This window comes from Neorhizobium galegae (genome assembly GCF_021391675.1).
Lineage (GTDB): Bacteria > Pseudomonadota > Alphaproteobacteria > Rhizobiales > Rhizobiaceae > Neorhizobium > Neorhizobium galegae_B.
In genome coordinates, this window is sequence record NZ_CP090096.1 from 147,217 (window position 1) to 172,928 (window position 25,712).

24 protein-coding genes and 2 pseudogenes are annotated in these 25,712 nt (G+C 59.4%); 15 read left to right on the forward strand and 11 right to left on the reverse strand.

The features are described from left to right. Nucleotides 1-29: 29 nt before the first annotated feature. The 4 genes from LZK81_RS23500 to LZK81_RS23515 all read right to left on the reverse strand — a co-directional run bounded on the left by LZK81_RS23500 (nucleotide 30) and on the right by LZK81_RS23515 (nucleotide 4,458). Complete coding sequence (locus LZK81_RS23500; protein ID WP_233957481.1) at nucleotides 30-1,088, reverse strand: ABC transporter ATP-binding protein; 1,059 nt, start codon at nucleotides 1,086-1,088, stop codon at nucleotides 30-32. 86 nt (nucleotides 1,089-1,174) lie between these two features. After that, a complete protein-coding gene (locus LZK81_RS23505; RefSeq protein WP_233957482.1) occupies nucleotides 1,175-2,065 on the reverse strand; it encodes a carbohydrate ABC transporter permease in 891 nt (296 codons plus the stop codon). Between the two features lie 2 nt (nucleotides 2,066-2,067). Then, nucleotides 2,068-3,036: a carbohydrate ABC transporter permease gene (locus LZK81_RS23510; RefSeq protein ID WP_233957483.1), complete on the reverse strand. Its 969-nt coding sequence runs from the start codon at nucleotides 3,034-3,036 to the stop codon at nucleotides 2,068-2,070. A gap of 63 nt (nucleotides 3,037-3,099) precedes the next feature. Beyond that, nucleotides 3,100-4,458: an ABC transporter substrate-binding protein gene (locus tag LZK81_RS23515; RefSeq protein ID WP_233957484.1), complete on the reverse strand. Its 1,359-nt coding sequence runs from the start codon at nucleotides 4,456-4,458 to the stop codon at nucleotides 3,100-3,102. Between the two features lie 402 nt (nucleotides 4,459-4,860). On the opposite strand from LZK81_RS23515, the gene LZK81_RS23520 reads away from it, so the two are divergent. The 3 genes from LZK81_RS23520 (at nucleotide 4,861) to LZK81_RS23530 (ending at nucleotide 8,712) form a co-directional block, all read left to right on the forward strand. Beyond that, a complete protein-coding gene (locus LZK81_RS23520; protein ID WP_046605819.1) occupies nucleotides 4,861-5,793 on the forward strand; it encodes a LysR family transcriptional regulator in 933 nt (310 codons plus the stop codon). 142 nt (nucleotides 5,794-5,935) lie between these two features. Further along, complete coding sequence (locus LZK81_RS23525) at nucleotides 5,936-6,925, forward strand: sugar phosphate isomerase/epimerase family protein (protein WP_233957485.1); 990 nt, start codon at nucleotides 5,936-5,938, stop codon at nucleotides 6,923-6,925. A gap of 128 nt (nucleotides 6,926-7,053) precedes the next feature. After that, the gene (locus LZK81_RS23530; protein WP_233957486.1) at nucleotides 7,054-8,712 is read left to right on the forward strand and encodes a GMC oxidoreductase; all 1,659 of its coding nucleotides are present in this window, start codon (nucleotides 7,054-7,056) and stop codon (nucleotides 8,710-8,712) included. A gap of 280 nt (nucleotides 8,713-8,992) precedes the next feature. Here the strand turns inward: LZK81_RS23530 and LZK81_RS23535 are convergent. The 3 genes and pseudogenes from LZK81_RS23535 to LZK81_RS23545 all read right to left on the reverse strand — a co-directional run bounded on the left by LZK81_RS23535 (nucleotide 8,993) and on the right by LZK81_RS23545 (nucleotide 12,050). Beyond that, a pseudogene (locus LZK81_RS23535) lies at nucleotides 8,993-10,491 on the reverse strand (tripartite tricarboxylate transporter permease). A gap of 39 nt (nucleotides 10,492-10,530) precedes the next feature. Then, complete coding sequence (locus LZK81_RS23540) at nucleotides 10,531-11,049, reverse strand: tripartite tricarboxylate transporter TctB family protein (RefSeq protein ID WP_233957487.1); 519 nt, start codon at nucleotides 11,047-11,049, stop codon at nucleotides 10,531-10,533. 20 nt (nucleotides 11,050-11,069) lie between these two features. Next, nucleotides 11,070-12,050: a Bug family tripartite tricarboxylate transporter substrate binding protein gene (locus LZK81_RS23545; RefSeq protein WP_233957488.1), complete on the reverse strand. Its 981-nt coding sequence runs from the start codon at nucleotides 12,048-12,050 to the stop codon at nucleotides 11,070-11,072. Nucleotides 12,051-12,287: 237 nt separating this feature from the next. Between LZK81_RS23545 and LZK81_RS23550 the strand changes: the two genes are divergently transcribed. After that, entirely contained in the window at nucleotides 12,288-13,313 is a 1,026-nt protein-coding gene (locus tag LZK81_RS23550) for a LacI family DNA-binding transcriptional regulator (protein ID WP_046606058.1), read from the forward strand. A gap of 9 nt (nucleotides 13,314-13,322) precedes the next feature. Here LZK81_RS23550 and LZK81_RS23555 read toward each other — a convergent pair whose 3' ends face one another. Continuing rightward, nucleotides 13,323-14,492: an L-talarate/galactarate dehydratase gene (locus tag LZK81_RS23555; RefSeq protein ID WP_233957489.1), complete on the reverse strand. Its 1,170-nt coding sequence runs from the start codon at nucleotides 14,490-14,492 to the stop codon at nucleotides 13,323-13,325. A 106-nt stretch (nucleotides 14,493-14,598) separates the two neighbouring features. On the opposite strand from LZK81_RS23555, the gene LZK81_RS23560 reads away from it, so the two are divergent. Next, nucleotides 14,599-15,513, forward strand: coding sequence for a LysR family transcriptional regulator (locus LZK81_RS23560; protein WP_233957490.1), 915 nt, complete (start codon nucleotides 14,599-14,601; stop codon nucleotides 15,511-15,513). 273 nt (nucleotides 15,514-15,786) lie between these two features. Here the strand turns inward: LZK81_RS23560 and LZK81_RS23570 are convergent. Continuing rightward, a pseudogene (locus LZK81_RS23570) lies at nucleotides 15,787-15,993 on the reverse strand (LysR family transcriptional regulator); the annotation flags it as partial. Between the two features lie 145 nt (nucleotides 15,994-16,138). On the opposite strand from LZK81_RS23570, the gene LZK81_RS23575 reads away from it, so the two are divergent. The 10 genes from LZK81_RS23575 (at nucleotide 16,139) to LZK81_RS23620 (ending at nucleotide 23,765) form a co-directional block, all read left to right on the forward strand. After that, nucleotides 16,139-16,426, forward strand: a complete 288-nt coding sequence (locus tag LZK81_RS23575) for a DUF2282 domain-containing protein (RefSeq protein WP_233957491.1) — start codon at nucleotides 16,139-16,141, stop codon at nucleotides 16,424-16,426. 64 nt (nucleotides 16,427-16,490) lie between these two features. Next, on the forward strand, nucleotides 16,491-17,372 hold the full coding sequence (locus LZK81_RS23580) for a DUF692 domain-containing protein (RefSeq protein WP_233957492.1): 882 nt from the start codon (nucleotides 16,491-16,493) through the stop codon (nucleotides 17,370-17,372). Beyond that, entirely contained in the window at nucleotides 17,369-18,151 is a 783-nt protein-coding gene (locus LZK81_RS23585; RefSeq protein WP_233957493.1) for a DNA-binding domain-containing protein, read from the forward strand. The genes LZK81_RS23580 and LZK81_RS23585 overlap by 4 nt, the downstream gene beginning before the upstream one ends. Then, on the forward strand, nucleotides 18,148-18,645 hold the full coding sequence (locus LZK81_RS23590) for a DoxX family protein (protein ID WP_233957494.1): 498 nt from the start codon (nucleotides 18,148-18,150) through the stop codon (nucleotides 18,643-18,645). Before LZK81_RS23585 ends, LZK81_RS23590 begins: the two co-directional genes overlap by 4 nt. A gap of 432 nt (nucleotides 18,646-19,077) precedes the next feature. Next, a complete protein-coding gene (locus tag LZK81_RS23595) occupies nucleotides 19,078-19,518 on the forward strand; it encodes a helix-turn-helix domain-containing protein (RefSeq protein WP_233957495.1) in 441 nt (146 codons plus the stop codon). A gap of 69 nt (nucleotides 19,519-19,587) precedes the next feature. Next, on the forward strand, nucleotides 19,588-21,342 hold the full coding sequence (locus tag LZK81_RS23600; RefSeq protein WP_233957496.1) for a tetratricopeptide repeat protein: 1,755 nt from the start codon (nucleotides 19,588-19,590) through the stop codon (nucleotides 21,340-21,342). Between the two features lie 32 nt (nucleotides 21,343-21,374). Beyond that, on the forward strand, nucleotides 21,375-21,593 hold the full coding sequence (locus tag LZK81_RS23605; RefSeq protein ID WP_040124903.1) for a hypothetical protein: 219 nt from the start codon (nucleotides 21,375-21,377) through the stop codon (nucleotides 21,591-21,593). 19 nt (nucleotides 21,594-21,612) lie between these two features. Beyond that, the gene (locus LZK81_RS23610; protein ID WP_233957497.1) at nucleotides 21,613-22,764 is read left to right on the forward strand and encodes a YcaO-like family protein; all 1,152 of its coding nucleotides are present in this window, start codon (nucleotides 21,613-21,615) and stop codon (nucleotides 22,762-22,764) included. Beyond that, entirely contained in the window at nucleotides 22,761-23,456 is a 696-nt protein-coding gene (locus LZK81_RS23615) for a TfuA-like protein (RefSeq protein ID WP_233957498.1), read from the forward strand. Before LZK81_RS23610 ends, LZK81_RS23615 begins: the two co-directional genes overlap by 4 nt. Before the next feature lie 117 nt (nucleotides 23,457-23,573). Further along, nucleotides 23,574-23,765, forward strand: a complete 192-nt coding sequence (locus LZK81_RS23620; protein ID WP_233957499.1) for a hypothetical protein — start codon at nucleotides 23,574-23,576, stop codon at nucleotides 23,763-23,765. On the opposite strand, the gene LZK81_RS23625 is transcribed toward LZK81_RS23620, so the two are convergent. Together LZK81_RS23625 and LZK81_RS23630 are read right to left on the reverse strand one after the other, a co-directional pair. Then, entirely contained in the window at nucleotides 23,759-24,325 is a 567-nt protein-coding gene (locus LZK81_RS23625) for a hypothetical protein (protein ID WP_233957500.1), read from the reverse strand. The two genes, LZK81_RS23620 and LZK81_RS23625, sit on opposite strands and share 7 nt — an antisense overlap. A 523-nt stretch (nucleotides 24,326-24,848) precedes the next feature. Next, nucleotides 24,849-25,691: an alpha/beta fold hydrolase gene (locus LZK81_RS23630; RefSeq protein ID WP_233957501.1), complete on the reverse strand. Its 843-nt coding sequence runs from the start codon at nucleotides 25,689-25,691 to the stop codon at nucleotides 24,849-24,851. Between the last annotated feature and the right edge of the window lie 21 nt (nucleotides 25,692-25,712).

The following is a 25,712-nucleotide window of genomic DNA, read 5'->3' on the forward strand; positions in this document are numbered from 1 at the left end:
TGCGTTCATTATTGTTCGCCGCCTGCCCCTCAGTTTATCCGCTGTTCGCTCTGCTGGTCGAAGAGATGGACCTTCCGGGGATCGAATTTGACGCGAAGAACATCTCCTGGCCGCGTCGCAAATCGCTCCCGGAAAACACCGATGACCCGCTGTCCGGATATGTGGCCGACGACATGCGTTTCGGCGCCTGTCGGCTCGATGACCTCGACGACGAGAGGCAGGCCATCGTCATCGGTAACGGCCAGGTTTTCGGGGCGGATGCCGTAAATCACCTGCCGCCCTTCGCTGGCAGAGGCCGGAAGATCCGAAACCGGAAGCGAGACATCGCCGACCCAGACCGCGCCCGCGGCATATCTGCCTGACAGGAAGTTCATCCCCGGCGAACCGATGAAACCAGCAACGAAGAGATTGGCCGGCCGATCGTAGAGAGCAAGGGGAGAACCGACCTGCTCGACGAAACCGTCCCGCATCACCACGATCTTGTCTGCCATGGTCATGGCTTCGATCTGGTCGTGCGTCACGTAGACCATGGTGCTTCCCAGCCTCTGGTGCAGCGCCTTGATCTCGCCGCGCATGACGACCCGCAGCTTGGCGTCCAGATTGGACAGCGGCTCGTCGAACAGGAAGACCTGCGGATTGCGCACGATCGCCCGACCCATGGCAACGCGCTGCCGCTGGCCACCCGACAATTGCCGCGGATAACGCTCGAGCAGAGGTTCGAGGTTGAGAATCTTGGCGGCCTTTTCGACCTGGGTGCGGATCTCCGCCTTGGCGTTGCCGCGCATCTGCAAGGAGAAACCCATGTTCTGGGCAACCGTCATGTGCGGATAGAGCGCGTAGCTCTGGAAGACCATCGCGATGTCCCGGTCCTTCGGGGACATGTCGTTGACGATGGTCGATCCGATATGCACCTGGCCGTCGCTGATTTCCTCCAGCCCGGCAATCATCCGCAGCAGTGTCGACTTTCCACATCCCGACGGTCCGACCAGAACCACGAACTCGCCGTCATCGATATCGACGTTCACGCCATGAATGACCTGGGTCTGATTATAGATCTTTCTGACATCGCGGAGATTTACGTTGGCCATGCTTCCATTCCTCGTTGCGTGCGCCGACTGTCCCGTCGGGCGCAGCGGCTGCCATCCGCTCTAGGCGGATCGCAAGCCGTTGATGGTTATCCTTTGACAGCGCCGCCGAGCACGCCGCGGACGAAATATTTCTGAAGGGTGACGATCAGGACCAAAGGCACGATCACCGAGATGAAGGTCGCGGCGGTGAGCGTGTTGAGGCCACCCGCATTGGTCTGTGCCAGGCTTGCGACCTGCACCGTCAGCGGCGAGAGCGAGCCGGACCCCAGGAAGATCAGCGGGATCAGCAGGTGGTTCCAGGCGATCATGAACTGCAGGATCGCCAGCGATGCGAGAACGGCTCCCGACAGCGGCAGGATGATCTGGAAGAATATCCGGGGCTCGGAAGCGCCGTCGATGCGTGCGGCTTCCACGAGGTCGGATGGAATGCTGGCGAAGAAGCCGTAAAGGAGAAAGATCCCGAACGGCACCGTCAACCCCATCTCAATGATCCACACCGGGATGAAGGTTCCGGTAAGGCCGAGCGCGAGAAAGAATTTCAGCATCGGCACCAGAACGAGCTGGGGCGGAAGCACCTGGAAACCGACCATGGCGAGGAACAAGGCGATGCGCCCGCGAAACCGCATCCGGGCGAGCGCAAACGCACCGATCGCGGAAAAGAGCACGGTGCCCAGGACGGTCGGGACCGTCAGGACGATCGAGTTCACGACGCTTCGGCCAACGCCGGTCAAGTACATCGCTTCGACATAGTTCGACAGCACTGGCCGCCACTCGATGAAGGCGTGCCACCACCCGGTTCGCGACGAGTCGCTTTCCGATCGGAACGTCGTCACGAAAAGCGACAGGACGGGCGTGAACCAGACCAGACAAAGCAGGAAGACCGTGGTGTGCAGCGCTACACCTTTCAGCCGGGTTCCGAGCTTGGACGTGGATTGCATCGGTGCGGACGTGGCTCTGTGGCTTTCGATTGCGGACATCGTCACTCTCCTCCCCCCGACTTGATCTGCTTGATATTCATAAAGATCACGGGGGACGCCAGGATGAGGAGCAGGACTGCGATGGCGCTGGCCGTTCCGAGATTCTGCTTCACGAAGAGCTCCGTATACATTCTGTTGGCGATCACATCGGTGCCAAAGGAGCCGTTGGTCATGACGTAGACGATGTCGAACACTTTGAGGGAAAAGATCGCCTGGGTCGTCAGGACCACGAGGATCGTCGGCCACAGCGAGGGTAGCGTCACGAACCGGAAGATCGCCCACTCCCCCGCCCCGTCTATGCGGGCCGCTTCGACCAGCTCTCGCGGGATGTTCTTGACGCCAGCCGAGAGGATCAGCGTGGCGACGCCGATGCTCATCCAAACAGCGACGAAGATCAGCGCGTAGTTGTTGACGTTGCGGTCTATCAGCCAGGCGATCGGCATGCGGCCGGTGACCGCAGTCCAGATGGCGTTGAGCGTACCGGTCTGGGGCTGCATCGGCGGCTCATAGGTGTACATCATCTTCCAGATCACGGCACCGGCCACAAAGGACATCGCCGTGGGTAGGATCAGGAAGGTTCTGGCGATGCGCTCGTACTTGACCCGGTCCAGCATGATGGCGGCAGAAAGCGCAAGCACGGCTGTCAGCAGCGGAAAGACGACGATCCAGAGGACATTGTTGACCAGAACGGGCCGCATCGCGCTCCCGAATGCCCAGACGAAGTTGCTGAATCCGACCCATTTGCTGGCCGTGGCATCGCGAAAACTGAAAACGATCGATGCGGCGAGCGGATAGGCGATGACAAGCCCGACCAGAGCAAGGACAGGCGAGAGCCAGATCCATGGCCGCAGGCTGCTCTGGCGCTTCTGCGGAAACCTCCTGATAGCCAGTTCGCCCGGCAGGATGATGGCGAGGACGACCGCGGGCATTGCGAGAAGCCCGAGGACAAGTTGCAGGATCTGACTAGTCATGGCGCTTGTTCCGTCTTGTGCCGAGAGCGACCTCAGGCCGCTCCCGGGAATTGATCGTCCGACTTATCTCGCAGCGTCAATGGACTGCAGGACGCTGTCGAGGCTGTCTGGGTCGAGCACATATTGCACAATACCCTTCCACAAGGCCTGGATCACCGGCGGATCGACAACCTGGGTCGGCTGGGCGACAAGCGTCACACCCGGCTTGAGCAGCGTCTCGCGAGCCCGTTTGAGAACCGGGTTGGAATAGTCGCTCGGCTGAACAGCCTGGCTGGCAACGGTCCAGTTGCCAGCGGAAGCCACGAGCTTCTGCGCCTCGTCCGAGACAAGGTAGGACAGGAATGCCTTGGCCTGCGGCGTATCCTTGAATGCCAGGTAAAGCGTTCCGCCGAAGGTCTCATAGGCCGCATTCTCCGGCTTGCCCGGCACCGGCATGAAGTCCAGGTCCTCGATCGGCTTGACCTTTGGATAGATCAAGGTGGTCAGGCTGCCTGCATACGTCCCCCAAAGAAGAACCGAGCATTGCGGCGGCTCGTAGAAAAGTCCGGTACCGACTTTGACGGCGGGCGTCGACATGGCAGCTACCGGCCCGCCCGGAACCATCTTCGGATCATGGGCGACTTTGCCGAACGCCTCGAAGGCTGCCTTCACTTCGGGAGCGGTCCAGGAAACCGAGCCATCGGCAAGACCTTTGAGGGTTTTCTGGCCGGAATTCTTCAGGATGTAGGCCTGGATCCAGTTGCCGGCGAGCGCTCCCGAGGACGCGCCTCGCTCGTCGGTATAACACCAGGGCGTCTTGCCGGCGTTGGCGCGCTTCACGGCCCATGCGTCGAACTGCTCCCAGGTCGGCGATTCTTTCGGGCCGTCATAGGTATGGACGTTGTACCAGACCATGAAGTTGTTGAGTTCGGTCCAGACCCCGTAAATCTTGCCGTTCAAGCTTGCCGCATCGACAAGCCCGGCATCAAATTTGCCCTTGATGGCGGCTTCGCCGACCATCGCGCCGACATCCTTCAAAGCCCCCTGCTTGGCGTAGCGCATGAGGTTGTTAATGTTGGTGCTGCCGGCTAGATCCGGCGGATCGCCCGCCTGGACGCGCGTCTGAAGCACCGCGGCGAAATCGGTCGTGCCTGTATAGTCGACGGTAATGCCGGTCGCTGCCTGGAAAGGCGCCCAGGCCGCCTTGAGCATATCAAGCTCCCGGCCGCCGTTGACGCCGAGAATGGATACCTTACCGCCGATCTTCTGTCCGCCGGTCAGGGTCGATGCATAAGCCTGCGCCGCGTCGATGAGAGGCTTGGGAAGCTCCACCCCCTGGGCATGCGCCATTCTGTCGGAGGACGTCAACGCCATAGCCACCACGAAACCCATGGATAGCAGTGTCGGCACGCGCGACGTCTTCTCAGTTTTTAGCAACACCATGATGTATTTACCTCCTGTTTTACGGTCGTTCGCAGATTCTTGCGTTTGCGCGCACGGCTGCCGCCAGCATCTCTCGGAAATGCAGGATGCTTACAGTTCGATCGTGTGTACAAAATCCCGGCGCGGCTCCGGCCCGCCGTTTCCGTTTTCCGTGACTATGACGCTGATCTTCCAGGCTTCGGAATATTCAGCGTAGTCACCATGTTCCCTTATGCGGCCGGTTTTAGCAGAACAATCACCATGCATGCCGATCCGGTGTCGATATGTCATGGCGGTGTTCCGCCCGGCCTTTATGGCACGACACTCCGTTCACCGCGGCTCGAAGTCAAACAACTAACATTGCCCGAGGTATAACCTTTAGTCATACTGCCACCCGTAAACGCGTTTCGCAGCAAGGTCCCCATGAACAAAAACCTGCACCGCCTAGATCTTCGACAACTCCGGCATTTCATTGCGGTCGTGCATACGGGCAGTTTCAGCATGGCGGCGGAGAACCTGCGGCTAACCCAACCTGCGCTCAGCAAGAGCATCCGCAGCATGGAGCAGTCGCTTGGCGTCCGCCTGCTCGACCGCGGACCGAGCGGAGTTCAGGCTACCATCTTCGGACAGCGCCTGATCGGCTACAGCGAATTGCTGCTGTCATTGGCCAGCGAAGCCATTGATGAAATTGACGCGCTACGCGGTGCGCGTCGTGGCTCGCTTCGAATTGGAAGCATGGCTGCCGCATTGCGACAACTTATCCCCGATGCGTTGAACCACTTCGCGGTGACACGCCCAGATGTCGGCCTGATGGTGCATGAGGGTATAAATGAAGTCTTGCTTCCCCAACTCTTCGCCGGAAAGCTCGACGTCGTTTTTACCGTAAAACCCAGCGAGATCCTGAACGAGGATTTTGAGTGGAGGCTTGTCGCGAGGGAGCCCGTGCAAATCGTTGCGCATCAATCGCATCCGCTTGCAAATCGTGAAAATCTGACGATCTCTGATCTCGCAAAATACAGCTGGGTCCTGCCGCCGCTACCCGAGACCGACAGGCTGCTGCTCGAGTCTCTTTTCCGCGGTGCCGGCTTGCCAAAACCTGTGGTGGCCGTGGAAACGACATCAATAAATTTTCTCACGTCGATGATCTCGCGCACCCACCATTTGGCCTATCTGACACGCGCGAACCTTCAGGGAAGTGGGTTGGGATTAGTGGCTCTCGACTTCAACGAGATTTCACTGGCGCGCGACATATATGCGGTCTTTCGCCGCAAGGGGGAGGTCCGTCCAACAGTCTCGGTACTTCTCAAAGAAATCGAACGATCCAGCGGTATGGGCGGATCCCTTTCGCCGCAATAAGTCCGCTATGACGATCAGTTATACCTTCGCCAGTCGAAGTTATTTTATTCGATGAGCGCGCTCATGTACCTCTAAACGTACTCGTCTCATCGACAACACGCGCAGTAAGGGCATTTCGCATCATCCGGATATATGTGTCCGGATGCTGGTGAAGGCATGCCCAAAGATAGAGGGACGAGCGGCGCGGAATAACCAAAAGCGGACATTCTTGATGACAGATTCCCAATTTGCTTCCGGCGGCTACAGATATGCTCTCAATCCCATCCAGTGGTTCGCGACGGAAGACGGCTGGCTCGATCCGGCTAAAGGACCGGCGCCGCAGGGCTTGCTGAAGGAAATCGCACACTCCGGATTTCACGCCGTTCACGCCCAGGTTCCGACCGGATGGACGACAGAGGACTATCAGAACGCCCTGAAGGATGCGGGCCTGCAGCCTGCCCCGGGCTATCTGTCGATGGCGCTGCCGGAACACGGCGTCGATATAGCGACAACACTGGAAACGGCACGTACGAGCGCCGCGCAACAGGCACAGCTCGGCCTGACCGACATGTTCATCGCCACCCGGATGACCAAGGATGCACCGCGCGTCAAACACCCGGGTGTCGGGGCAGAGTTCGACGAGGCCCGCTTTGTCATGATCTTCGACCTTGTCGAGCGAGCCTCGGCAATTCTGAAGGAGGAAGGCGTCAAGGCGGCGCTGCATCCGCATATCGGGACCTGGATCGAGAGTGAGGCTGAAACCCGCCGCCTGCTGGACAATATCGGTTCGGATCAGCTCGGTTTCGGCCCTGACACGGGGCATCTGTCATGGGCCGGGGCAGACGTCATCGGCCTCATCAGCGACTACCGCGACCGGACACGGGTCGTGCATGTCAAGGACTGCCGGCTGAGCGTCCGCGACGCAGCCAAGGCTGACGGAAAAAGTTACCAGGAAACCGTCGTTTCCGGCCTTTGGGCGGAACCCGGGACTGGCGAACTTGATCTTGAAGGGATGCTCGCTGCACTGGGCCCTGATTTTGACGGCTGGCTGATTGCCGAAGTGGACTTTCCCACGCTTGCGCCATTCGAATGTGCTCAAGCCAGCGCCGAGTGGCTGGCTGATCTGCGGCGCCCCGTCCCCTCTTCCCGTTGACCGACACGGCGGGGCGCCCGCAACAGATCGGATCGCTGCATGGCGGGTCGTTCCGGCCCGACCAACACCCGGAATTCCGTTGATCTCTCGGGACAAATCTCTTTGCCGCAGGCAGGATACTGAAAGCTATGTCTCAAACCGTTTATGATGCACTGGTCGTCGGTTCCGGCGCGGCCGGGTCCTTTGCAGCCAGGGAGTTGACTGCCCAAGGTCTGTCGGTCCTGCTCCTCGAGGCAGGACCTTCGGTCGGTCCGAAGGATTTCGACCCGGCTCGCAAGAAGGCGGCACAGAAAGACATCAACATCTGGGAACGGGCACGCGCGACGGCGAACGGGCAGGCCGTACAGGCGCGCGCGGTCTTCTTCAAGGAGTGGATGAGCCACCTCTTCGTCAACGATCGTCGAAACCCCTACACGACGCCGCCGGATGCTCCATTCCTCTGGATCAGAGGGCGGCAGGCCGGGGGGAGGCTGCACACCTTCGGTCGCGTCCTGCTCCGCTGGAGTGACGACGATTTCAGGCTGCATGCCCGGACCGGTCAGGGCGTCGACTGGCCCTTGTCATATGAGGAACTCGATCCTTTCTATGCCGAGGTCGAATCCTATCTGGGCCTCTACGGCCAAGAAGACCATGTCTCAACGTTACCCGACGGAATTTACTCGAAACGAGCTACTCTCACGCCGGCCGAGGAATCGTTCAAGGCAGCCGTTGAGGGACGATGGCCAGAACGGCGCGTCGTATCTTGGCGCTATATCGCTCCGGAAGCCGAACGCATCCCCCGCGCCCTTCGTGACGCACAGTCGACCTCCCGCCTCGCCATCCGCTACAATGCGGTCGTGCGTCGTATCACGACCGATAGTCGGACCGGGATGGCGACCGGCGCGGAGTTTACCGACAGCGCCACCGGAACAACGGAAACGGTCCGGGCTTCGAACGTCGTCGTCTGCGCCTCTCCGATCGAGAGCATCCGGCTTCTCCTGAACTCCGCCTCGTCCCGGCATCCGCAAGGCCTTGGCAACAGTTCGGGGACGTTGGGGCGTTACTTCATGGACCAGCTGCCATGCCTGGCGATGGGTTCCTTTCCGCCGGTCCCCGGGTGGATGAAGGATGATTCCGCGCCGGCAGACCCGTTCTACAATGCCTCCGGCGGCATCTTCATCCCGCGGTTTGAACCCTCCGGGACCGGAGGCCAAAGCGGTGACTTCGCTTATCAAGGGGCTGTCGGCAGGGCGCCCGTTTCGAGTGGTACGCCGGCCCGCATGGCGTTTTTCGGCTACGGCCAGATGCTGCCCCACGCCGACAACCGCGTGACCCTGGATAGCCGCAAGACGGATACTTGGAACATCCCAGTCCCTCATATCCGCTGCGTCATGGCGGCCGGAGAGCGTGACCTCCTCGCCAGGCAGGAAGAGACCCTGATCGAAATCGTCAGGCAAGCCGGTGGTGACCTGGAGTTCATCGGGTCTCCGCTCGGGCTCAAGGAAATGGGAAAGGGCGCCTATCCCAATGCTGATGTCGTCAGCCGCCTGATGTTTCGAAAGATGTTCCATCGAAGCATGTCGATGGGCGCCGCCATTCATGAGACAGGCGGTATACGGATGGGGACGTCGCCTGAGACGTCGGTCCTGAACTCGTGGAACCAGAGCTGGGATGTTCCCAACCTTCTCGTTACCGACGCAAGTTCCTTCCCGACGAGCGGGGTCGCCGGAACTACTCTCACGGTAATGGCACTCACGACACGTGCATGCCGGCGCCTCGCTCAGCATGGTCATGGCCGGCCAACGTGACCGCGACCGTTCCAGCCGAATTGCGGCCGGAGTTGACGACGGGCTGTGTGGGTCCATGCCGAGGCGCGACTTGCGGGTCGTCTGAAGCTAACCGGCATAGCGCATCTAGGCGCGTACTTTCTTGCGGAGACTTTGCCGGCGTTCGATGGCCAAGGCATTGGCGTTGCGTTGCGTCGAGCCAGTCAGCGAGACTTCCGAACAATTGCGCCCGGCGGGCTGGATGATGTTGCCATACCGGCTTCATTGTGCCCATCGGCAATTTTCCTGATCGTGCTCAGCGCTATTCCGTGAAGGCCTCTTCCCGTTTACGGCTGATGCTCGGCGACAGCACCAGCGCAAGGACAACGACGGCGAAAATCAACAGCGAAAGGCTGAGCGGGCTGCGCAAGAAGATCGACGGATCTCCTTGGCTGATGAGCATGGCACGCCGCAGGTTCTCCTCCAGCATCGGTCCGAGAATGAAGCCGAGGAGCAGCGGCGCCGGCTCGAATCGCATCTTGCTGAGCGCAAATCCAATGACGCTGAAACCTGCCATGACGAACACGTCGAAGACGCTGTTATTGATGCTGTAGGCGCCGATGCAGCAGAAACCGATAATCGCGGGAAACAACAGATGGTAAGGCACCGTCAGCATCCGTACCCATAGCCCGATAAGCGGCAGGTTAAGGATGACCAGCATGAGATTGCCCGACCACATCGAGACGATCATGCCCCAGAACAATGCCGGCTCGTCCGAGATAACGTTAGGACCGGGCGTGATGCCCTGCATGATCATAGCCCCTACCATCAGGGCCATGACCGGGTTGCCGGGAATTCCGAGCGTCAGCATCGGAATGAACGAAGTCTGCGCACCAGCATTGTTGGCGGATTCGGGTGCCGCGACCCCCTCGATCGCCCCCTTGCCGAACTCAGCCCGGTTCGGGGATATTCGCTTTTCCATTGCATAGGACGCGAAGGATGCGAGCATCGCGCCGCCTCCAGGCAGAACACCAAGAAAGGATCCGAGCGCCGTGCCGCGTAGAATCGGAGCGATAATGCGCTTAAAATCGCTCCTCGTCAGCATCAGCCCGGTCACGCGCTTGACGCCAACCGAACGTTCCTGCTCGCTTTCGAGATTGCGAAGAATCTCGCAGATCCCGAATATGCCCATGCTGACCGCGACGAAGTTAAGCCCGTCATAAAGCTCGGGGATGTCGAAGACATAACGTGGGGTACCGCTCTCGACGTCGGTGCCGACAGTGCCAAGCATCAGCCCAAAAACGATCATAGCCATCGCCTTGAGCAACGACCCGCTGGCGAGCGCCACAGAGGCAACCAGCCCCAGAACCATCAGCGAAAAATACTCGGCGGGCCCGAAATTCAGTGCAACCGCAGCCAGAGGGGGGCTGCCATCGCGAGTAGGATTGTCGCCACCGTCCCGGCGAAGAAGGAGCCAAGTGCAGCCGTCGCCAGCGCAGCACCGGCACGCCCGTTTCGCGCCATCTGATAGCCGTCTATCGCGGTCACGACGGATGAGCTCTCGCCCGGAAGATTGATGAGAATGGCTGTTGTCGAACCGCCGTATTGTGCACCGTAGAAGATGCCCGCAAGCATGATGAGCGCTGATTCCGGCGGCAGTCCGAAAGTGATCGGCAGGAGCATGGCAATCGTCGCCGTTGGCCCCAGCCCCGGCAACACGCCGATCGCTGTCCCGAGCAGACACCCGACGAAGCCGTAGAGCAGATTCATCGGCAGGAATGCGGTCGAGGCGCCGAGCCAGAGGTTCGAGAAGATGTCCATAAGCAATCCAATCCGGTTTCGTCGGCCTCGCTGGGAGGGTTATGAAAGGTCGCCGAGAAAAGGGACCCACGGTCCGAACGCGCTGATGGGGAGCGACAAAAGCCGCGTGAACAGCAAGACCGAGCAGACCGCCAGGAACAGGCCGAGGAGGATGGAATGGCGCCAGTTGGCGTATCGGCTAGCAGTCGCGACGCCGACGATCAGGAGAAACATTGTCGGCGCCAACCCCAGTCCGGAGAGCAGCGCACCGAATCCTACTGGCGCGAGGATGACGAGAAAATAGGCTTTCCAATTCGGCCTCTGCGGCTCCACTCTCTCGGCCTCGACCACCAGGGACTGAAGAATGATGAGCGCGCCTATCGCCATCAGAACCAGGCTGAGTGCCGTGGGAAAATAGCCCGGCCCCATCTGGAAAGAGTTTCCGACCTCCAGGTTGCGACCGAACCAGATAAATAGCAGACCCGCAAAGATCATCGTCACGCCGCCGACGAAATCGCGGCCATTTCTTATCTTCAACATGGCATGACACTCGCGTGGAAAGATGAGCCGGTCGGGCATCAGCTCCGACCGGCGCGTACTCACTGAGGCGGAACGTTGGCGGCCTTGATCACCTCGGCCCACTTTACCGTTTCCGTGTCAATGAAGGCCTTGAACTCGGCCGACGTGTTGCCGACCGGGGTCGCCCCCATGCCTTCCAGCTTTGCCTTCATGGCCGGCTCCGCAAGAATAGCCTGAACCTCTTTGCTGAGCTTCTCGACGATTTCCGGCGGCGTGCCGGGAGGCGCAAAGATACCGTGCCACGACGTTGCTTCGAACCCGGGAATGATGCTCGCCATTGTCGGCACTTCCGGCAGAAGAGCCGCTTTTTCGAGACTGGTCACCGCGAGTGCGCGTACCTTGCCGGCCTTCACCTGCTGCGCTGCCGTCGGAATATTGTCGAACATCATGTCAACATGGCCCGCAACCACATCGAGAATGGCCTGGCTGCTTCCCTTGTAGGGAATGTGGGTCATCTTGATGCCTGCCTTGGTGGCTAAAAGCTCGCCGGCTAGATGTATGGACGTGCCGACGCCCGACGAAGCATAAGTGTGCTTGCCTGGCTCCTTCTTGAGAAGCTCGATAAGCTCCTCGACGGAGGTCGCCTTGATCTTGTCCGGATTGACCACCAAAACGTTCGGCAAGGTCGCGATGAGCGAGATCGGCGCAAAACCTTTCTCCTTGTCGTAGGGCAAGGTCTTGTAAAGCGTCTGGTTGATGGCGTTTGAACTTACGGTACCCATGCCGATCGTATAGCCATCCGGCTTCGACCGCGCGAGATCCCCAAGACCCACATTCCCGCCCGCACCGGGCTTGTTCTCGACGATAAACCGCTGCCCCAGCCTCTTGTCCAACTGTTCGGCGACGAGGCGGCCGAATGTATCCGTATTCCCGCCCGCGGCGAACGGCACGACCACCGTCACGGTCTTGGATGGATAGTCATCGGCGCGGCTCGACTGCATGCTTGTCGCGCATAGTGCAGCCACAACGGCCGCAAACGTCGTGAAACGCTTGAAGTACATAGAACTTCCTCCTTGCCTGGCCAACAGCCAGCCTCATAAACCCACTCTTTCCAGACCTCCCGGGAAAGAATGGAAGCGCTTTCATTGTAACTTCAAAATCTTGCTCCGCAAGCATAAGTGGCAAAATTTATACCGCTTTAAATCAGTAAGTTAACCAGTTCGCTCGAAGTTTCTGCAGTTTAGACACTTGTGTGCGTGTCCAATGAAAGCGTAAATCATTTTGCAGGAATGGCGAATATGACGGGTCACGATAAAAACAGAAGAAATCCGACGAATGGGCCGGTGACGCTTGCCGACGTCGCAAGGCTGGCCGACGTATCTCCTGTTACCGTCTCACGAGCCATCAACACCCCAAATCTGGTCAAGCCGCAAACGCTGGAAGCAATCGGCCGCGTCATCGCAAGGACCGGATACGTGCCCAATCTCCTGGCCGGGGGGCTCGCCTCACGAAGAACGAGGTTGATCGCTGCGATCGTGCCGTCAGTCGCCAGCACAATCTTCGCAGAAACCATAGAGGGTCTTAACGCCGAGCTTGTTTCTGCCGGCTACCAGCTCTTGCTTGGACTTTCCGGCTACGATGTCCAACGAGAGCTCGAACTGACCCGGGCGATCCTCGCCCGCCGTCCCGACGGCATTATCCTGACCGGAATCTCTCATCTGAAAGAAACGCGCGCGATGCTGACCGGGGCAGGGTTGCCGATTGTCGAGATCTGGGACTCGACGCCGTCGCCGCTCGATACGGCAGTCGGCTTTTCGCACTTGGCCGTGGGCGCCCTGGTCGCCGAGCATCTTCTGGCGACGGGATATGACCGCTATGCCCAAATTGGCGCGAACGACCCGCGCGCAGTCCAACGCCGCGACGGCTTCGTCAATCGTCTGGCGGGAATTGCGGAGGTGGAATTGCCGGCGCTCGATATGAACTCGCCATCGACGTTTAGCGACGGACGGGCCGCGATGGCGCAGCTTTTGGACCGGGGACACGGCACGCTCGGCGTCTTCTGTTCGTCGGACGTGGTAGCCCACGGGGCACTGGCCGAAGCCCATTTCCAAGGCTGCAAGATACCGGAGGACCTGGCTATCATCGGCTTTGGCGATTTCGATTTCGCTCCGCACACGCATCCTCCGCTAACGACCGTCCGCATCGATCGCCGCGACATCGGCACCAAGGCGGCGCAATCGATTTTAAAAAAAATCGCCGGCAACGAGGATGTGGGCGCCATGATCAATGTCGATTTCCACATCGTCGCGCGGGGAACTGCCTGACATGCGGCCTCAAGCTCGCTTGCCGAACTCCGCCGTTCCCCTTGTCCAATGATGCGACTGCTCGGAAAGCGTGATCCCCAGTCCCGGACGGGCCGGTACAGCCATGCGGCCGTCCTTGATCTCCAGCCGCTCGTTGAACAGCGGATCGAGCCAGTCGAAATGTTCGACCCAAGATTCAAGTTCGTAAGCTGCCGCCAGGTGCAAATGGATTTCCATGGCAAAATGCGGCGCCAGTTGCACCTTTTTCGCTTCCGCCAGCGCACAAATCTTCAGGAATTGGGTAATGCCGCCTACCCGTGGCGCGTCCGGCTGGATGAAATCAACGGAATTGTTCTGGATAAGAGATGCATGTTCAAGAACGCTTGCCAGCATTTCGCCGGTCGCGATCGGCGTGTCCAACTGCGCCGCAAGCGCCGCATGCCCTTCGACATCATATGCGTCGAGCGGCTCCTCGATCCAGGTAAGGTTATAAGGCTCCATCAGGCGGCCGAAACGCACGGCGCTCGGCCGGTCCCATTGCTGGTTTGCATCGACCATCATGGCTGCCCGGCCACCGATGCGGTCGTGAACTGCCGCCACTCGCTTCAGGTCGATATTCATGTCCGGCTGACCGACCTTGATCTTGACGCCGCCGATGCCGGCCGCGATCGACTGCTCGACGTTTTCGAGAACCTCTTCGATCGGAGAAGAAAGGAACCCGCCGGACGTGTTGTAGCATCTGACGGAATCACGGTGTGCGCCCAGCAGCTTTGCGAGCGGCAGACCCGCGCGCTTGGCTTTGAGATCCCACAACGCCACATCGAAAGCAGCGATCGCTTGAATGGCAAGACCGCTGCGACCGACGGAGGCACCGGCCCAGCAGAGTTTGTTCCAGAGCTTGCCGATATCGTTCGGATCTTCACCGATTAAAACCTCGGCGATCTCCTTTGCATGCTCGTATTGGCCGGGACCGCCTGCCCGCTTGGAATAACTGAACCCGATGCCGCTATGCCCCCGCTGCGTCTCTATCTCTGCGAACAGGAACGCAACCTCGGTCAGCGGCTTCTGCCGGCCGGTCAGCACCTTTGCATCGCTGATCGGCGTTTTCAGCGGCAGGAAGATCGAGGAAAGCTTGATCCAGGCAATGCTGTCTCCACCGCCGATTTGCTGCGTTGAGCCCGTTGTCGAGTGCGTATCCATTCGTCTCACGCCCATAAAGGTTTCGCGTCTGGTCTTGACCGTTACCGATCTCACCCATTTAAGTCCAGATTGATTATTGTAGAGAATCTATACCGGAGTTGGATAGATGCTGGATATGACGCAGGTCAGATCGTTTGTCGTGCTGGCGTCAGAGTTGAATTTCAGCCGTGCCGCCCGACGCTTGAATATCACGCAGCCGCCCCTCAGCCGGCAGATCAAGCTCTTGGAGCAGGAACTGGACGTCACGCTGTTGGAAAGGACTAGCCGGCGGGTCGCTCTGACTCCTGCCGGCATGATATTCTTGGTGGAAGCCCAAAAGTTGATCGAGCAGGGTAATACGGCCACAACAGCGGCGCGGCGAGCGGCACGCGGCAGCGCTGGATCGGTGAGAATCGCATTTGTGGGAGCAGCAACCTATAGTTTTTTGCCAAAATTCATCAGTGCCGCACGCACCACCGCCCCTCAGATCGAGCTAGAATTGGTGCAGATGGAGACGGCGGAACAACTCCAGTCGATCAACGCCGGCCGTATCGATCTGGGCTTGTCGCGCCCGTTAATAGGTTCGCATTATCTCGAAAGCGTCTGCGTGGCGCTCGAACCGATGATGCTTGCGATACCCCGGGCTCATCCCCTAGCCGCCAATCGCCGTCCCGCGCTGAACATGCTCGACGGCGAGCCCTTCATCATGTTTTCCGCCCAGGCGCGATATTTGCACGAAAAGCTGGCCAGGCTACTGGCCGAAGCCCGGATTACCCCACGCATTGTGCAGCACATGACGCATTCACAGGCCATTCTGTCACTGGTGAGCGCTGGCATAGGTTTGGCAATCGTGCCAGGCGAGACCCGGACCGCTTGCTTCGATAGTGTCGTATTTCGCCCGATCGATCTCCGCGAAGAATGCATAGCCGAACTCCACGCCATCTGGAGACCGGACAATCGCAATCGCTTGCTGCAAGACATCCGCAACGTAGCAGTGCGAACGGGAACCCATGACGGTCATCTCGCCGGAAAGAACCTTTGAATAACCGTCGGAAACCCGGCGCGTCGACTACAAGCTTCTTCCAGTCGTTCGGCGATTGAATGACCACTGTCTCGTTTCGCCGGACAGCAGCTGGACGATGCCTTCTCGTCTGTCGCGCTGGGAAAACACCTCACCAAACTGATGCTGGCGTGCGCTCCCGAATTGGACTGCATCTATTATTCCAACGACGACATGGCGACCGGCGGCCTGTTCGCCTGCAGGGAGCTCTGGGGTACGGCTCTCCAAGATATTCTAATCGCCGGCTTCAACGGATGGCGCGCTGATCCGCAACCTCCCACGCGGCTTTTCCGTACCCGAGGCAATAGCTGCCGCAGTCTCATCGAGCTCCGTCAACAGAGCGGCTGTCCGCGCGTGAAGGGCGCGTCCTTCCTTGGTGAGTTTCAGGTTGTGCACCCCGCGCCCGAACAGCCGAAGCTGAAGGGCAGCCTCCAGCTCGGTAACGCGTCGGGACAGGGTTGCCTAGGCTCGAAATCCTGCCCAACGAAGAACAAAAGGCGATCACGAACTTGTGTTCGCGGCAAAGCGTAACGTCGGGCCTCTCCCCATCGAATAGGTGGTTACGCAGCCGATCACCGGCCTGCGGACTTCAAAGAGGAGATCATCCATGAACCATTCCACGCTCACCCTCGCCCTCGCCGGCTCGCTCGCATCGGCAATCGCATCCGTTTCCTTCGCCGCACCGCTGGCGCCGGAAAAGATGGTCGGCAACGAGAAATGCTATGGCATCGCACTGAAGGGTCAGAACGATTGCGCCGCCGGCGCCGGCACCACCTGCGCAGGCACCTCGACGGTCGACTATCAGGGCAATGCCTGGAAGGCCGTCCCCACGGGCACCTGCACCTCGATGAATGTCAATGGCCATAAAGGCATGCTGGAGCCCATGAAGGGTTGATCCCCGACCGGAGGCCCGGTTTGGCCGGGCCTCCGCCTCATCCGTCGATACAGGGAGAACAGCAATGACCGTTTCAGCAGACCGTGCCACCGTCCTGCCGCTACGCGCCGGCCTCGGCCTCAAGCCGGAGCATTACGAAACCATTCTCGCCATCAGGCCGGATGTCGGCTTTTTCGAGGTTCATGCCGAAAACTACATGGGTGCTGGCGGGCCACCGCACCGCTATCTCGAGGCCGTCGCCGACCTCTATCCGCTCTCGCTCCATGGCGTAGGCCTGTCGATTGGTGCAGCGCGCGACCTCGACAGAAAACATCTGAAGCGGCTTCGCGGCCTCATCGATCGCTACCGGCCGCAGAGCTTTTCGGAACATCTGGCCTGGTCGACCCACGAGACCAGCTTCTTCAACGACCTTCTGCCGCTGCCCTATACGGCCGAAACGCTGGCGCGGGTCGTCGACCATGTCGATGAGACGCAGCAATGGCTCGGCCGGCAAATGTTGCTCGAAAATCCGTCGACCTATCTATTGTTCTCCGAGAGCACGATCGACGAAGTGGACTTCCTGACGGAGATCGCCGACCGCGCCGGCTGCGGGCTGCTGCTCGACGTCAACAATGTCATGGTTTCGGCCGTAAACCACTGTCTCGATCCGGTCGCCTATATCGACCGTTTTCCGCTCGAACTGGTGGGTGAAATACACCTGGCCGGCTATGACGAAACCGTCGACAGCGTGGGTGACCGGCTGCTGATCGACGCCCATGGCAGCACGGTCAGAACCGATGTGGTGGAGCTTTACCGGCACACGCTGTCCCGGAGCGGCCCCCTGCCGACATTGATCGAGTGGGACAACGACGTCCCGGATTTTGCCACCCTTCAGGCAGAGGCGGTTCGCGCCGATGCCATGCTGGCCGCCGCGGCCCCGGGCCGCCGCGCAACCCGGGCGGCATGACCATGGGTCTCACCGAAAGTCAGGATGCCTTCGCGACCGCCCTGCTGCATCCGGACGGGCCGCTTCCCCAAGGCATCACCACCGCCCGCGGCGCGGCCGGTTCATCGCGCTTCGCCGTCTACCGCAACAATGTCTATGTCGGGCTGACGACGGCACTCGGCCAGCGCTTCCCGGTGACGAAGCGGCTCGTCGGCTCCGACTTCTTCGTCGGCATGGCACGCGCCTACGCCGCGGATCACAAGCCGGCCTCACCACTGATCATGCACTATGGCGATGACTTCCCCGATTTCATCGCGGCGTTTCTCCCCGCTGCTTCTCTCCCTTATCTTCCCGATGTCGCCCGGATCGAGGTTGCCTGGACCCGGGCCTATCATGCGGCGGACAGATTGCCGCTCGGCGTCACCGCACTTGCCAGCGTCGCGCCAGAACGAATTTCCGAGATGGTGCTCGTTCCGCATCCTTCGGCCCGGCTCGTGCGGTCGGACTTTCCGGCCGGCGCCATCTGGAGCGCCCACCAGGGCGAGACCGTGGCAACGGTAGCCGACTGGCATCCCGAAGCGGCGCTGGTCGTGCGGCCGGCAATGCACGTCGAGGTACATGTCCTACCTCCGCAGGACGCGACGTTCGCGGCCTCCCTCCTTGAGGGCGCTACCCTCGGCGAGGCGGCGCAGACGGCATTCGCCGTCGCGCCCGATTTCGATTTCGGATCGGCGCTGATCGGTCTGATCGGCCTTGGCGTATTCAGCGCCTTTGAACCTGTTGAAGGAGAAGTCCCATGACCATAGAACGTACTTCCTCCCGCGGTCTCGGCGTAGCACTTGTCTCGCTTCATCATCGCGCCGAACGCCTGCTCGCATTAATTCCACAGTCGCTGCCGCTGCTGGCGCTGCGCATCGGCCTGGCAATCCCGTTCTTCAAATCGGGGCTGACGAAGTGGGACGGATTCCTGACCCTCTCGACCGGAGCCAGATTTCTATTCGAACAGGAATTCAAGCTGCATATATTCGGCAGCCAATTCTCCTACCCTATGCCGTTGACCATGGCGGCGGCGGCCGGGATTGCCGAACTTGCCCTGCCCGTCCTGCTGGTCCTGGGCCTTTTCACCCGCTATGCGGCTCTTGGCCTGCTCGCGATGACGGCAGTGATCCAGCTCACCATTCCGGACGGCTGGGCCAACTTCCATCTTCCATGGGCCGCCATGGCGCTGACCCTTGTGGTGTACGGCGGCGGCAGGATCGCACTTGATCCCTTGGTCAAACTGCGCGGCGAATGACCAAACTCCGCCCATCCCGAATCGGTTGGATACTCTCAATCCGCCTAACCTGGAGACATTCGGAAGAGCGTGCCCCCGAAGGGGATCGAAGCTTCAACTCACGCGATGGGGTACGCTGCTTTAAGTCATTGAAACCTGAGGAAACGCTTCAGAAAATCAATTGTCATCCGGGTCTCACAAATCCGGTGACGGTTGAAGCCTGGTGGAGCAGGTAACAGAACCGGCCCGGCCTCCCGGGCCAAGAACAGAGCGGCCGAGCTGTTCACTTTGTTCCGTGACTTAAGCCACGTCATCACCCATGTAGAAAGCGTTTCCGTCCAGAATTTCTGAGGGGTCGCCATGAATCTACATGGTGCACACCTTTGCCGACAGGTCCCAGTTGCACGAAGTCTCCGTTTATACCACTGTGTAGCGGTGACGGAGGGTGCAGTGATGGATCAGAAGAAGCCGAACCCGATTGACGTACATGTTGGATCAAGGATCCGGCTGAGGCGGGCCATGCTGAAGATGTCTCAGGAGAGATTGGCCGACGGGCTTGGGATTACTTTCCAGCAAGTGCAGAAATACGAAAAGGGAACCAATCGGGTTGGCGCCAGTCGTCTTCAGATGATCGCAACTATACTGGGCGCGCCTGTTGGCTATTTCTTTGCCGATGCGCCAACCCCGTTGTCGACAACCGATAGCAAACCTGTCGTGCACGAGGAAGATGCGGTGACCTCCTTTTTGGCAACCCGCGAGGGGGTGGAACTCAATCTGGCATTCCAGAGGGTGGCAAATGCGAAGCTCCGCCAAAACATCGTTCAACTGGTCAAATCCTTAGGGGCCCCGTCAGGTCTGGACCGCGATCACGCGGATCCAGGCGCTACGCGTTAGCGGATCGTTCCGATGCTCCGGCTTGTGACGTTCGGGGGCCTCTGGCTTGCTGACGGGGAACGAGGGACAGTGCCCCTGCCGCAGAAGGCACTGTTTGGCCTCGCTTATATGTTGGCCAGCGGTGAATTTGAACTACCGCGAGATTATCTGGCGCGGCTGCTCTGGGCCGGCGATCAAGACGCCGCCAAAATCAACTTTCGAAAAATGGCCGAGCGCGTGCGGAAATGCGCCGTGGACGGCTGGCCCGCGCCACTCGATTTCACGGCTTCGACCGTACAGCTATCTGCCGAGCCCCTTGAGGCGGATTTCTCCGTCTTCTCCAGTGATCTTGAAGCACTGCCGCGATTGAACGCGATGTCGAAATTGATGACGCGGCAGTTTATGGACGAAGCCAATTTACCCATCGGCCTAAAACCATGGATCGAGAAACAACGGTCGGTCCAGTGGCAACGCTTTCGCGCAGGGCTCTTCGAGGCACAAGCCGCCGCGGCGAGTCGGTCGGAATGGGCCGATGTCAAGGATAGCGCAAAACAACTCCTCGAACGCGATCCGGGCGATTCCGCTGTACGTGAGGTGTTGCTGGGGGCGCATCGTCATGATGACCAAATTGGATCCTCTAGATCATCGGTCAGTCGAGCTGAGTTCACGCTGCCCGTAGGGACAGCAATCGTCCCCTCAATGCCCATGGAACTGCCCCGGCTGGTATTACTTCCTCCCCAGGAAGCAGAGCAAAACGCCGCTTATCCAGCCCGCGCATTGATGGAAGATATCACGATAAGTCTTTGCTCCTTGAGGACGGTGGCGGTCGTTGCTCCGTATACGGCTGCCCGCATCCGGCAGGATGCGGATAAGATGGCTCAGCTGGAGAGACATTCCATCTCCTACGTCCTTGACACGAACATCAGCAGCGAAGGTCTCTTCGTACAGATGATCTTCCTTCCCTCGGACAGCGTTTTGTGGGCGGAACGCTTCCGCCTCAATGCCAGCTCGCTTGCTTCACACCGCAGACAAGTGGCACAGATGATCGTGATGGCAATCAGCGGCCACCTCCAGCGCACCGAAATTGTGCTCGCTGATTACCGTGCTCATCCGGATGTCTACAGGTCCTATCTTACAAGCGCCCAGCATCTCAACAAGTTCACGCTCCCTGACGTGCGCCGGGCTAGAAATGCCTTTCGAGAAACGCTGAGAATGCGCGGGGATTTCGCGCCGGCATTGGCGGGTTTGTCCCGTACCTACTCCTGGGAATGGGTCTTGACGGCGCGGGGAGAGACCGAACTGCTGGCTCAGGCGGAAGAAACGGCAAGAAAAGCAGTGGCCCTGCAGCCGGAACTGGCATCGGCGCACCGGGAGCTTGGGCTATCGAGGCTTTACCTTGGCGATGTCGACGGAAGCCTGGAGGCATTCGATCGGGCGGAAGGATTGAGCCCACACCTTGCCGACGCAATATGCGGGTATGCCGACGCTCTGGTTCATGCATCGAAGCCTGCCGATGGGTTAGCGAAAATCAGCAACGCTATCCGCCTAAATCCGATATGCCCCGACGATTATTTCTGGATTGCGGCCGGCGCCAGCTATTTCCTGGGTGAATTTCATCAGGCGATCAGCTATATCGACCGAATGGGGGACTCCTCGTCGGCTCGGAGATTGCTTGCGGCCAGCTATGCTATGGCCGGCGATACCGCGAAAGCACGCTTCCATCGCCGCCGGGCTCAGGAGCTCAATCCGCAATTCGATCTCGACAAATGGCTTTCCGTACTTCCGGTGAAAGAACAATGGCAGAAGGAACTCTACCGAGAGGGCCTGATGAAAGCCGGGTTTTAGATTTTCAGCACCAACAACCTAAGGGGTAAGATATGGCAAGAGTTGTGATAATCGGGCTGCCCGGAGACGATCAGCTTTATCTGGCGGACATTGACGCGGGAACGGTCCTGCCGATGCAGCCGCCAGTTTCCGGACCGCTGGCTGCTGCAAACGATCTTAGAAATGCGGGAGGAACAATTGTCAAAGACGTCAACTTGGCGGTTGCAGTCTCCTCCTCTGAACAGGCTTTCTCTGGTGTCTTCGATGGTTAAGCTGCCCACGGCGTAAGCGATGGACCGCATCTGCTTACCCGAGGAGACCTATGAGCGGGTGCGTCCTTTTCTGAAGACGCTTGGGATAACCCGTATTGGCCGCCAGACCGGACTCGATCATATCGGCATTCCGGTTTGGTGCGCCTATACTCCAAACGCCAAATCGATCGTGGTTGCTCAAGGCAAAGGGCTCACCGATGCCGATGCGAGAACATCCGCGGTCATGGAGGCCATAGAGCGGGCTGTCGCTTGCGATCCGTTCCTGCCAATCAAGAATGTCTCCGCGTCAGCTCTTTCAGATGCCGACGAGCGTGTCGACTTGCTTGTGCCGCTCCTTGGCCGGAACCAGTCCCCTCCCCGAGCAACCGAAACTATGGCATTTGCGGCGGGAGAAGACCTCTTCAGTTTTGATCGCGTCTACGTTCCGGCCGAAGCCGTGTCACTCGATCGGACTCTGTCGAACTGCCGGTACTGGCAATCTTCGGACGGCCTTGCATCGGGCAATACGCATGACGAGGCAATTTTCCACGGCCTTCTGGAGCGTATCGAACGCGACGCTCATGTCTTGTGGCAGGTTCTTCCTGAATCTAGCCAGCACTCCAGGTGTCTGGAACCCGACGCATTCAGCGATGAGGAGGTTAGGTCCCTTATCGCGAAGATCGAGGATGCGGGCATCCTGCTGCGCATGTTCGACATGACAAGCGATATCGGCATACCGTGTATCGGCGCCTTCCTGGCGGCGAAAACCGCGCTCGCGGCGCGTGCGCCGCGGTATGTCGACGTGACGTTCGGCTGCGGCGCTCATCCATCCTCCGAGCGCGCTGCCATGCGCGCGCTGACGGAAGCCGCGCAGTCCCGGGTCACTTATATTAGCGGCGCACGTGATGACGTATTCCATGAGACCTATCGGCGACCACTGCCAGAGCGGTTGTTAAAGCTGTTTTCCGCTGATCCCTCACGCGGCGTGCCCTTGCCCGGTCCGAACGACCTTGCAGGAATCTTGGGGAACTTGAAGCGGTCGGGTATCACGCAAGCAATCGCCGTTCGACTGAGCGAGCCGGCATTACCCTTCGCGGTCGTCAAGATATTGGTGCCTGGACTGGAAAGTCCTGAGGGAGAGCGACGGTACAGATTTGGCGACAGGGCGATGACAGCATCGTTTACCTCATGAAAGTACTCTTTGTCGGTCCAAGCCTGCCGGAGGCAAGACGTTTCGTCGCTGATGATATGATTGTGAGGCCGCCGGCGATGCAGGGAGACGTGCGGCTGGCGGTCGACGAAGGTGCGCGGGCCATCGGATTAATTGACGGTGCCTTCGAATATGTCGCCCCCGTCTGGCACAAGGAAATTCTCTACGGTCTCTCGAAAGGCGTGGCGATCTTTGGAGCGGCGAGCATGGGTGCATTGCGGGCGGCAGAATGTCACGCCTTCGGCATGACTGGCATTGGGGAAATCTTTGCGGCCTATGCGAGCGAAACCCGTGTCGACGATGCGGATGTCGCACTGCTGCACGGACCGGAAGAGCTTGGATATTTCGCCATCACCATTCCGATGGTCAATGTAGACGCAACAGTCGCCAGCTGTTGCACGCACGGCCTGATCTGCGGCCAGGAAGCGCGGCATCTCAAAGAAAGCGCGCGATCTTTGTTCTTCAAGGTCCGTAGCTGGAACGCGATCCTGGCAAACTGCTCGGAGATTGCAAGTGGGCGGGCCAACGAAGTCCTGCGAATTCTTCGCCACAATTATTTGGACCAAAAAAGAGCTGACGCCATAGCCCTTATCGACGCTCTGCGTCAGGCCGAGGCCTATTCTCCCCCCACTCGCTTTGAATTTAACCGAACATCTCTCTGGCGCGATGACTAGCGTCATCAGCCATGCGTTGTGTCACGGCGATGTCACGCCCGACGACCCTCAAAGAGTTTTAGATTGCCCACACAAGTTGGGGGTTGGTGCATGGAATGCTCGGATTTGCAAACTGATATGGAAGTAGAACTCGTCGCTCTGGCGAGGCTGGTGATCTACGCGAGAGAGATCGCAAAAAGCCTCAAATCGATCGAGGTCGAGGCTGGACTTTCCGTGACGCTTGAAGCGATCACCAAGGAGCTTACTGGCGACCTGGATGTTACGGCGACCAGGCACTCACGCAAAACATCAAGTCAAACCTATCAATAAGCGGGAACCGCGATCGGATGGTGGTTGACGGTTGAGGTCGCTGAACAGTGCAGTGGGGGCGGCACAAAGGGCTCGACGGGCGGTATGGAAAGCACGTCGAGCCCTTGCCGCAGTGGGGTAACCGCTAGGGGCGGCCCTGCAGCAGTGGAACTTCCACACGGCTGTCGCCGTCGTCCAGTTCGGTCAGGAAGTGTAGCGAATATCCGGTAAATTTCCACCGCAACCGACGAGTATTGGGACAACTTTTGCAGGCACATGATCTCGTCGGCGCACCGGATCCACGCACCGACAACCAACTCCGGCGGAATATCGTCAGAATTGACGAGAAGCTTCCGGAGATCGGCGGTGAGATCTTTGGTCAGCGCCACAACATTGCTTGAGACCGCCAAGCTCTCTCGCGGGTCAGCAATTGTCGCTGCCGCCTGTTCAGTGAGCCATTGCCCCTCAAGTCGCGAAATCGAATGGATTTGGTTGGACTCGGTGAAAAAATCAGGGACAAAATTGGATGAGACTGGCATGAACGCGAGACTGTCAAAAACATCTTCTGCTGAGGAAACCATATCGGCCTTCGGAGTTCCAACCACGCCCAACAACACGTCTGCTATGAGCCTGCGCGGTCCACAGCGGCCGTGGGTTCAGGTTGACCGCAGAACGGTTGCTGTTTCTCTAGCCCTTCTGAGCGGGCTTTGGTTACTGGGAGCCGCAATCCTTGTCTATCTACTCACATAGAGCGTTGATTGATCTCATGCTGCACTGCGTGCCGGTTCCCGCGTCGAGGACTTCCTGACAGACGGAGGGACGTGCACGCCTCAGGGCTTCCAGCCGTCACGGGCCCAGGCTTTCTTGATCGCATCCTCAAAATTAGAGCGAGTCGTCGAGCCGAATGCCGCTGCCGCCGTCTTAGGGATCAATAGCCCGAGCCGCAATCCAGGCGGGAATCCCCGCTATGATTACGCCGGCCAGCAGAGCGGAAATCATCTTGATCGCATTCGTCGTCGCGCCCGGGAATCAGCTTCAGAACCCGCACCATGTAATATAGCTGCTGATCAGCACAACCGATTCTGAATGTGCCTTCCGTGGGCCTCAGTTCGCGGTGCGCGCCAAAAATTCCCTTATCGCCGCGATCACGACCTCATGCGCTTCGGCATGGACCGCGTGGTTCGCGTTCGGCACTTCGAGAAGCTCGCCCCCGGGAATGCTTTCAGCGATCAGGCGCGAATGGTTCGGCGGGCAGATCCAGTCTTCCGCACCGCAGACAACCAGCGTCGGAACCGGAATGTCTTTCAGCTTGTCGCGCAGGTCGTAGAGGCGTTCCTTGAACAGTGCGTTGTGGGTCTCGGCATGCAGATGCATGGTGCGGGTGCGCTCCAGCGCCGCATCCGGATCGAATTTTTCGTAATAAAGCGGCTGCAGCGCCAGCCAGATCAGGCGCAGCTCGGTATCGTCCTTGACCCTGTCGGAGAACATCTTGTCGAGCATGTCGAGCGAGGCGCTGGTCGCCTTGTGGATGCGCTGCTTGAACACCACCATGGCATCGTCTTCGTGGTGATAGCTGGCGGCGGTGCCGCGCAGGATCAACCGCGACAGATTCTGGCCGTATTTCACGGCATAGGTGAGCGCAATCATGCCGCCGAACGAGCCACCCTCGAGGATGATCTTGCGGCCGCCGCACAGGTTCACGCGAAAGGCTTCGACGTCATCGGCCAGCTGCTCGAACGTGTAGGGAGGCGTCAGGCTCGTCTCCCCGCAACCGCGCTGATCATAGGCGATGACACGGTATTTGTCCGACAGGACCTTGTAGGCGTTGAACTCTCCGTGGCGGTCGCCGATGCCGCGCCCGCCATGCAGCGCAATGATCGGCTCGGCATCGGGATTGCCGATGTCGTCGTAGACAAAGGTGGCGTTGTTGAGTGTCACTGTCGGCATGGGACTATCCTATCCTGCTGA

What these genes read in the sequence shown, in the direction of transcription:
- LZK81_RS23500 (WP_233957481.1), bottom strand. Translation starts at nt 1,088, where the DNA reads ATGGCCAACGTAAATCTCCGCGATGTCAGAAAGATCTATAATCAGACC.
- LZK81_RS23505 (WP_233957482.1), bottom strand. Translation starts at nt 2,065, where the DNA reads ATGTCCGCAATCGAAAGCCACAGAGCCACGTCCGCACCGATGCAATCC.
- LZK81_RS23510 (WP_233957483.1), bottom strand. Translation starts at nt 3,036, where the DNA reads ATGACTAGTCAGATCCTGCAACTTGTCCTCGGGCTTCTCGCAATGCCC.
- LZK81_RS23515 (WP_233957484.1), bottom strand. Translation starts at nt 4,458, where the DNA reads ATGGTGTTGCTAAAAACTGAGAAGACGTCGCGCGTGCCGACACTGCTA.
- LZK81_RS23520 (WP_046605819.1), top strand. Translation starts at nt 4,861, where the DNA reads ATGAACAAAAACCTGCACCGCCTAGATCTTCGACAACTCCGGCATTTC.
- LZK81_RS23525 (WP_233957485.1), top strand. Translation starts at nt 5,936, where the DNA reads ATGCTGGTGAAGGCATGCCCAAAGATAGAGGGACGAGCGGCGCGGAAT.
- LZK81_RS23530 (WP_233957486.1), top strand. Translation starts at nt 7,054, where the DNA reads ATGTCTCAAACCGTTTATGATGCACTGGTCGTCGGTTCCGGCGCGGCC.
- LZK81_RS23540 (WP_233957487.1), bottom strand. Translation starts at nt 11,049, where the DNA reads ATGCCCGACCGGCTCATCTTTCCACGCGAGTGTCATGCCATGTTGAAG.
- LZK81_RS23545 (WP_233957488.1), bottom strand. Translation starts at nt 12,050, where the DNA reads ATGTACTTCAAGCGTTTCACGACGTTTGCGGCCGTTGTGGCTGCACTA.
- LZK81_RS23550 (WP_046606058.1), top strand. Translation starts at nt 12,288, where the DNA reads ATGACGGGTCACGATAAAAACAGAAGAAATCCGACGAATGGGCCGGTG.
- LZK81_RS23555 (WP_233957489.1), bottom strand. Translation starts at nt 14,492, where the DNA reads ATGGATACGCACTCGACAACGGGCTCAACGCAGCAAATCGGCGGTGGA.
- LZK81_RS23560 (WP_233957490.1), top strand. Translation starts at nt 14,599, where the DNA reads ATGCTGGATATGACGCAGGTCAGATCGTTTGTCGTGCTGGCGTCAGAG.
- LZK81_RS23575 (WP_233957491.1), top strand. Translation starts at nt 16,139, where the DNA reads ATGAACCATTCCACGCTCACCCTCGCCCTCGCCGGCTCGCTCGCATCG.
- LZK81_RS23580 (WP_233957492.1), top strand. Translation starts at nt 16,491, where the DNA reads ATGACCGTTTCAGCAGACCGTGCCACCGTCCTGCCGCTACGCGCCGGC.
- LZK81_RS23585 (WP_233957493.1), top strand. Translation starts at nt 17,369, where the DNA reads ATGACCATGGGTCTCACCGAAAGTCAGGATGCCTTCGCGACCGCCCTG.
- LZK81_RS23590 (WP_233957494.1), top strand. Translation starts at nt 18,148, where the DNA reads ATGACCATAGAACGTACTTCCTCCCGCGGTCTCGGCGTAGCACTTGTC.
- LZK81_RS23595 (WP_233957495.1), top strand. Translation starts at nt 19,078, where the DNA reads ATGGATCAGAAGAAGCCGAACCCGATTGACGTACATGTTGGATCAAGG.
- LZK81_RS23605 (WP_040124903.1), top strand. Translation starts at nt 21,375, where the DNA reads ATGGCAAGAGTTGTGATAATCGGGCTGCCCGGAGACGATCAGCTTTAT.
- LZK81_RS23610 (WP_233957497.1), top strand. Translation starts at nt 21,613, where the DNA reads ATGGACCGCATCTGCTTACCCGAGGAGACCTATGAGCGGGTGCGTCCT.
- LZK81_RS23615 (WP_233957498.1), top strand. Translation starts at nt 22,761, where the DNA reads ATGAAAGTACTCTTTGTCGGTCCAAGCCTGCCGGAGGCAAGACGTTTC.
- LZK81_RS23620 (WP_233957499.1), top strand. Translation starts at nt 23,574, where the DNA reads ATGGAAGTAGAACTCGTCGCTCTGGCGAGGCTGGTGATCTACGCGAGA.
- LZK81_RS23625 (WP_233957500.1), bottom strand. Translation starts at nt 24,325, where the DNA reads ATGGTTTCCTCAGCAGAAGATGTTTTTGACAGTCTCGCGTTCATGCCA.
- LZK81_RS23630 (WP_233957501.1), bottom strand. Translation starts at nt 25,691, where the DNA reads ATGCCGACAGTGACACTCAACAACGCCACCTTTGTCTACGACGACATC.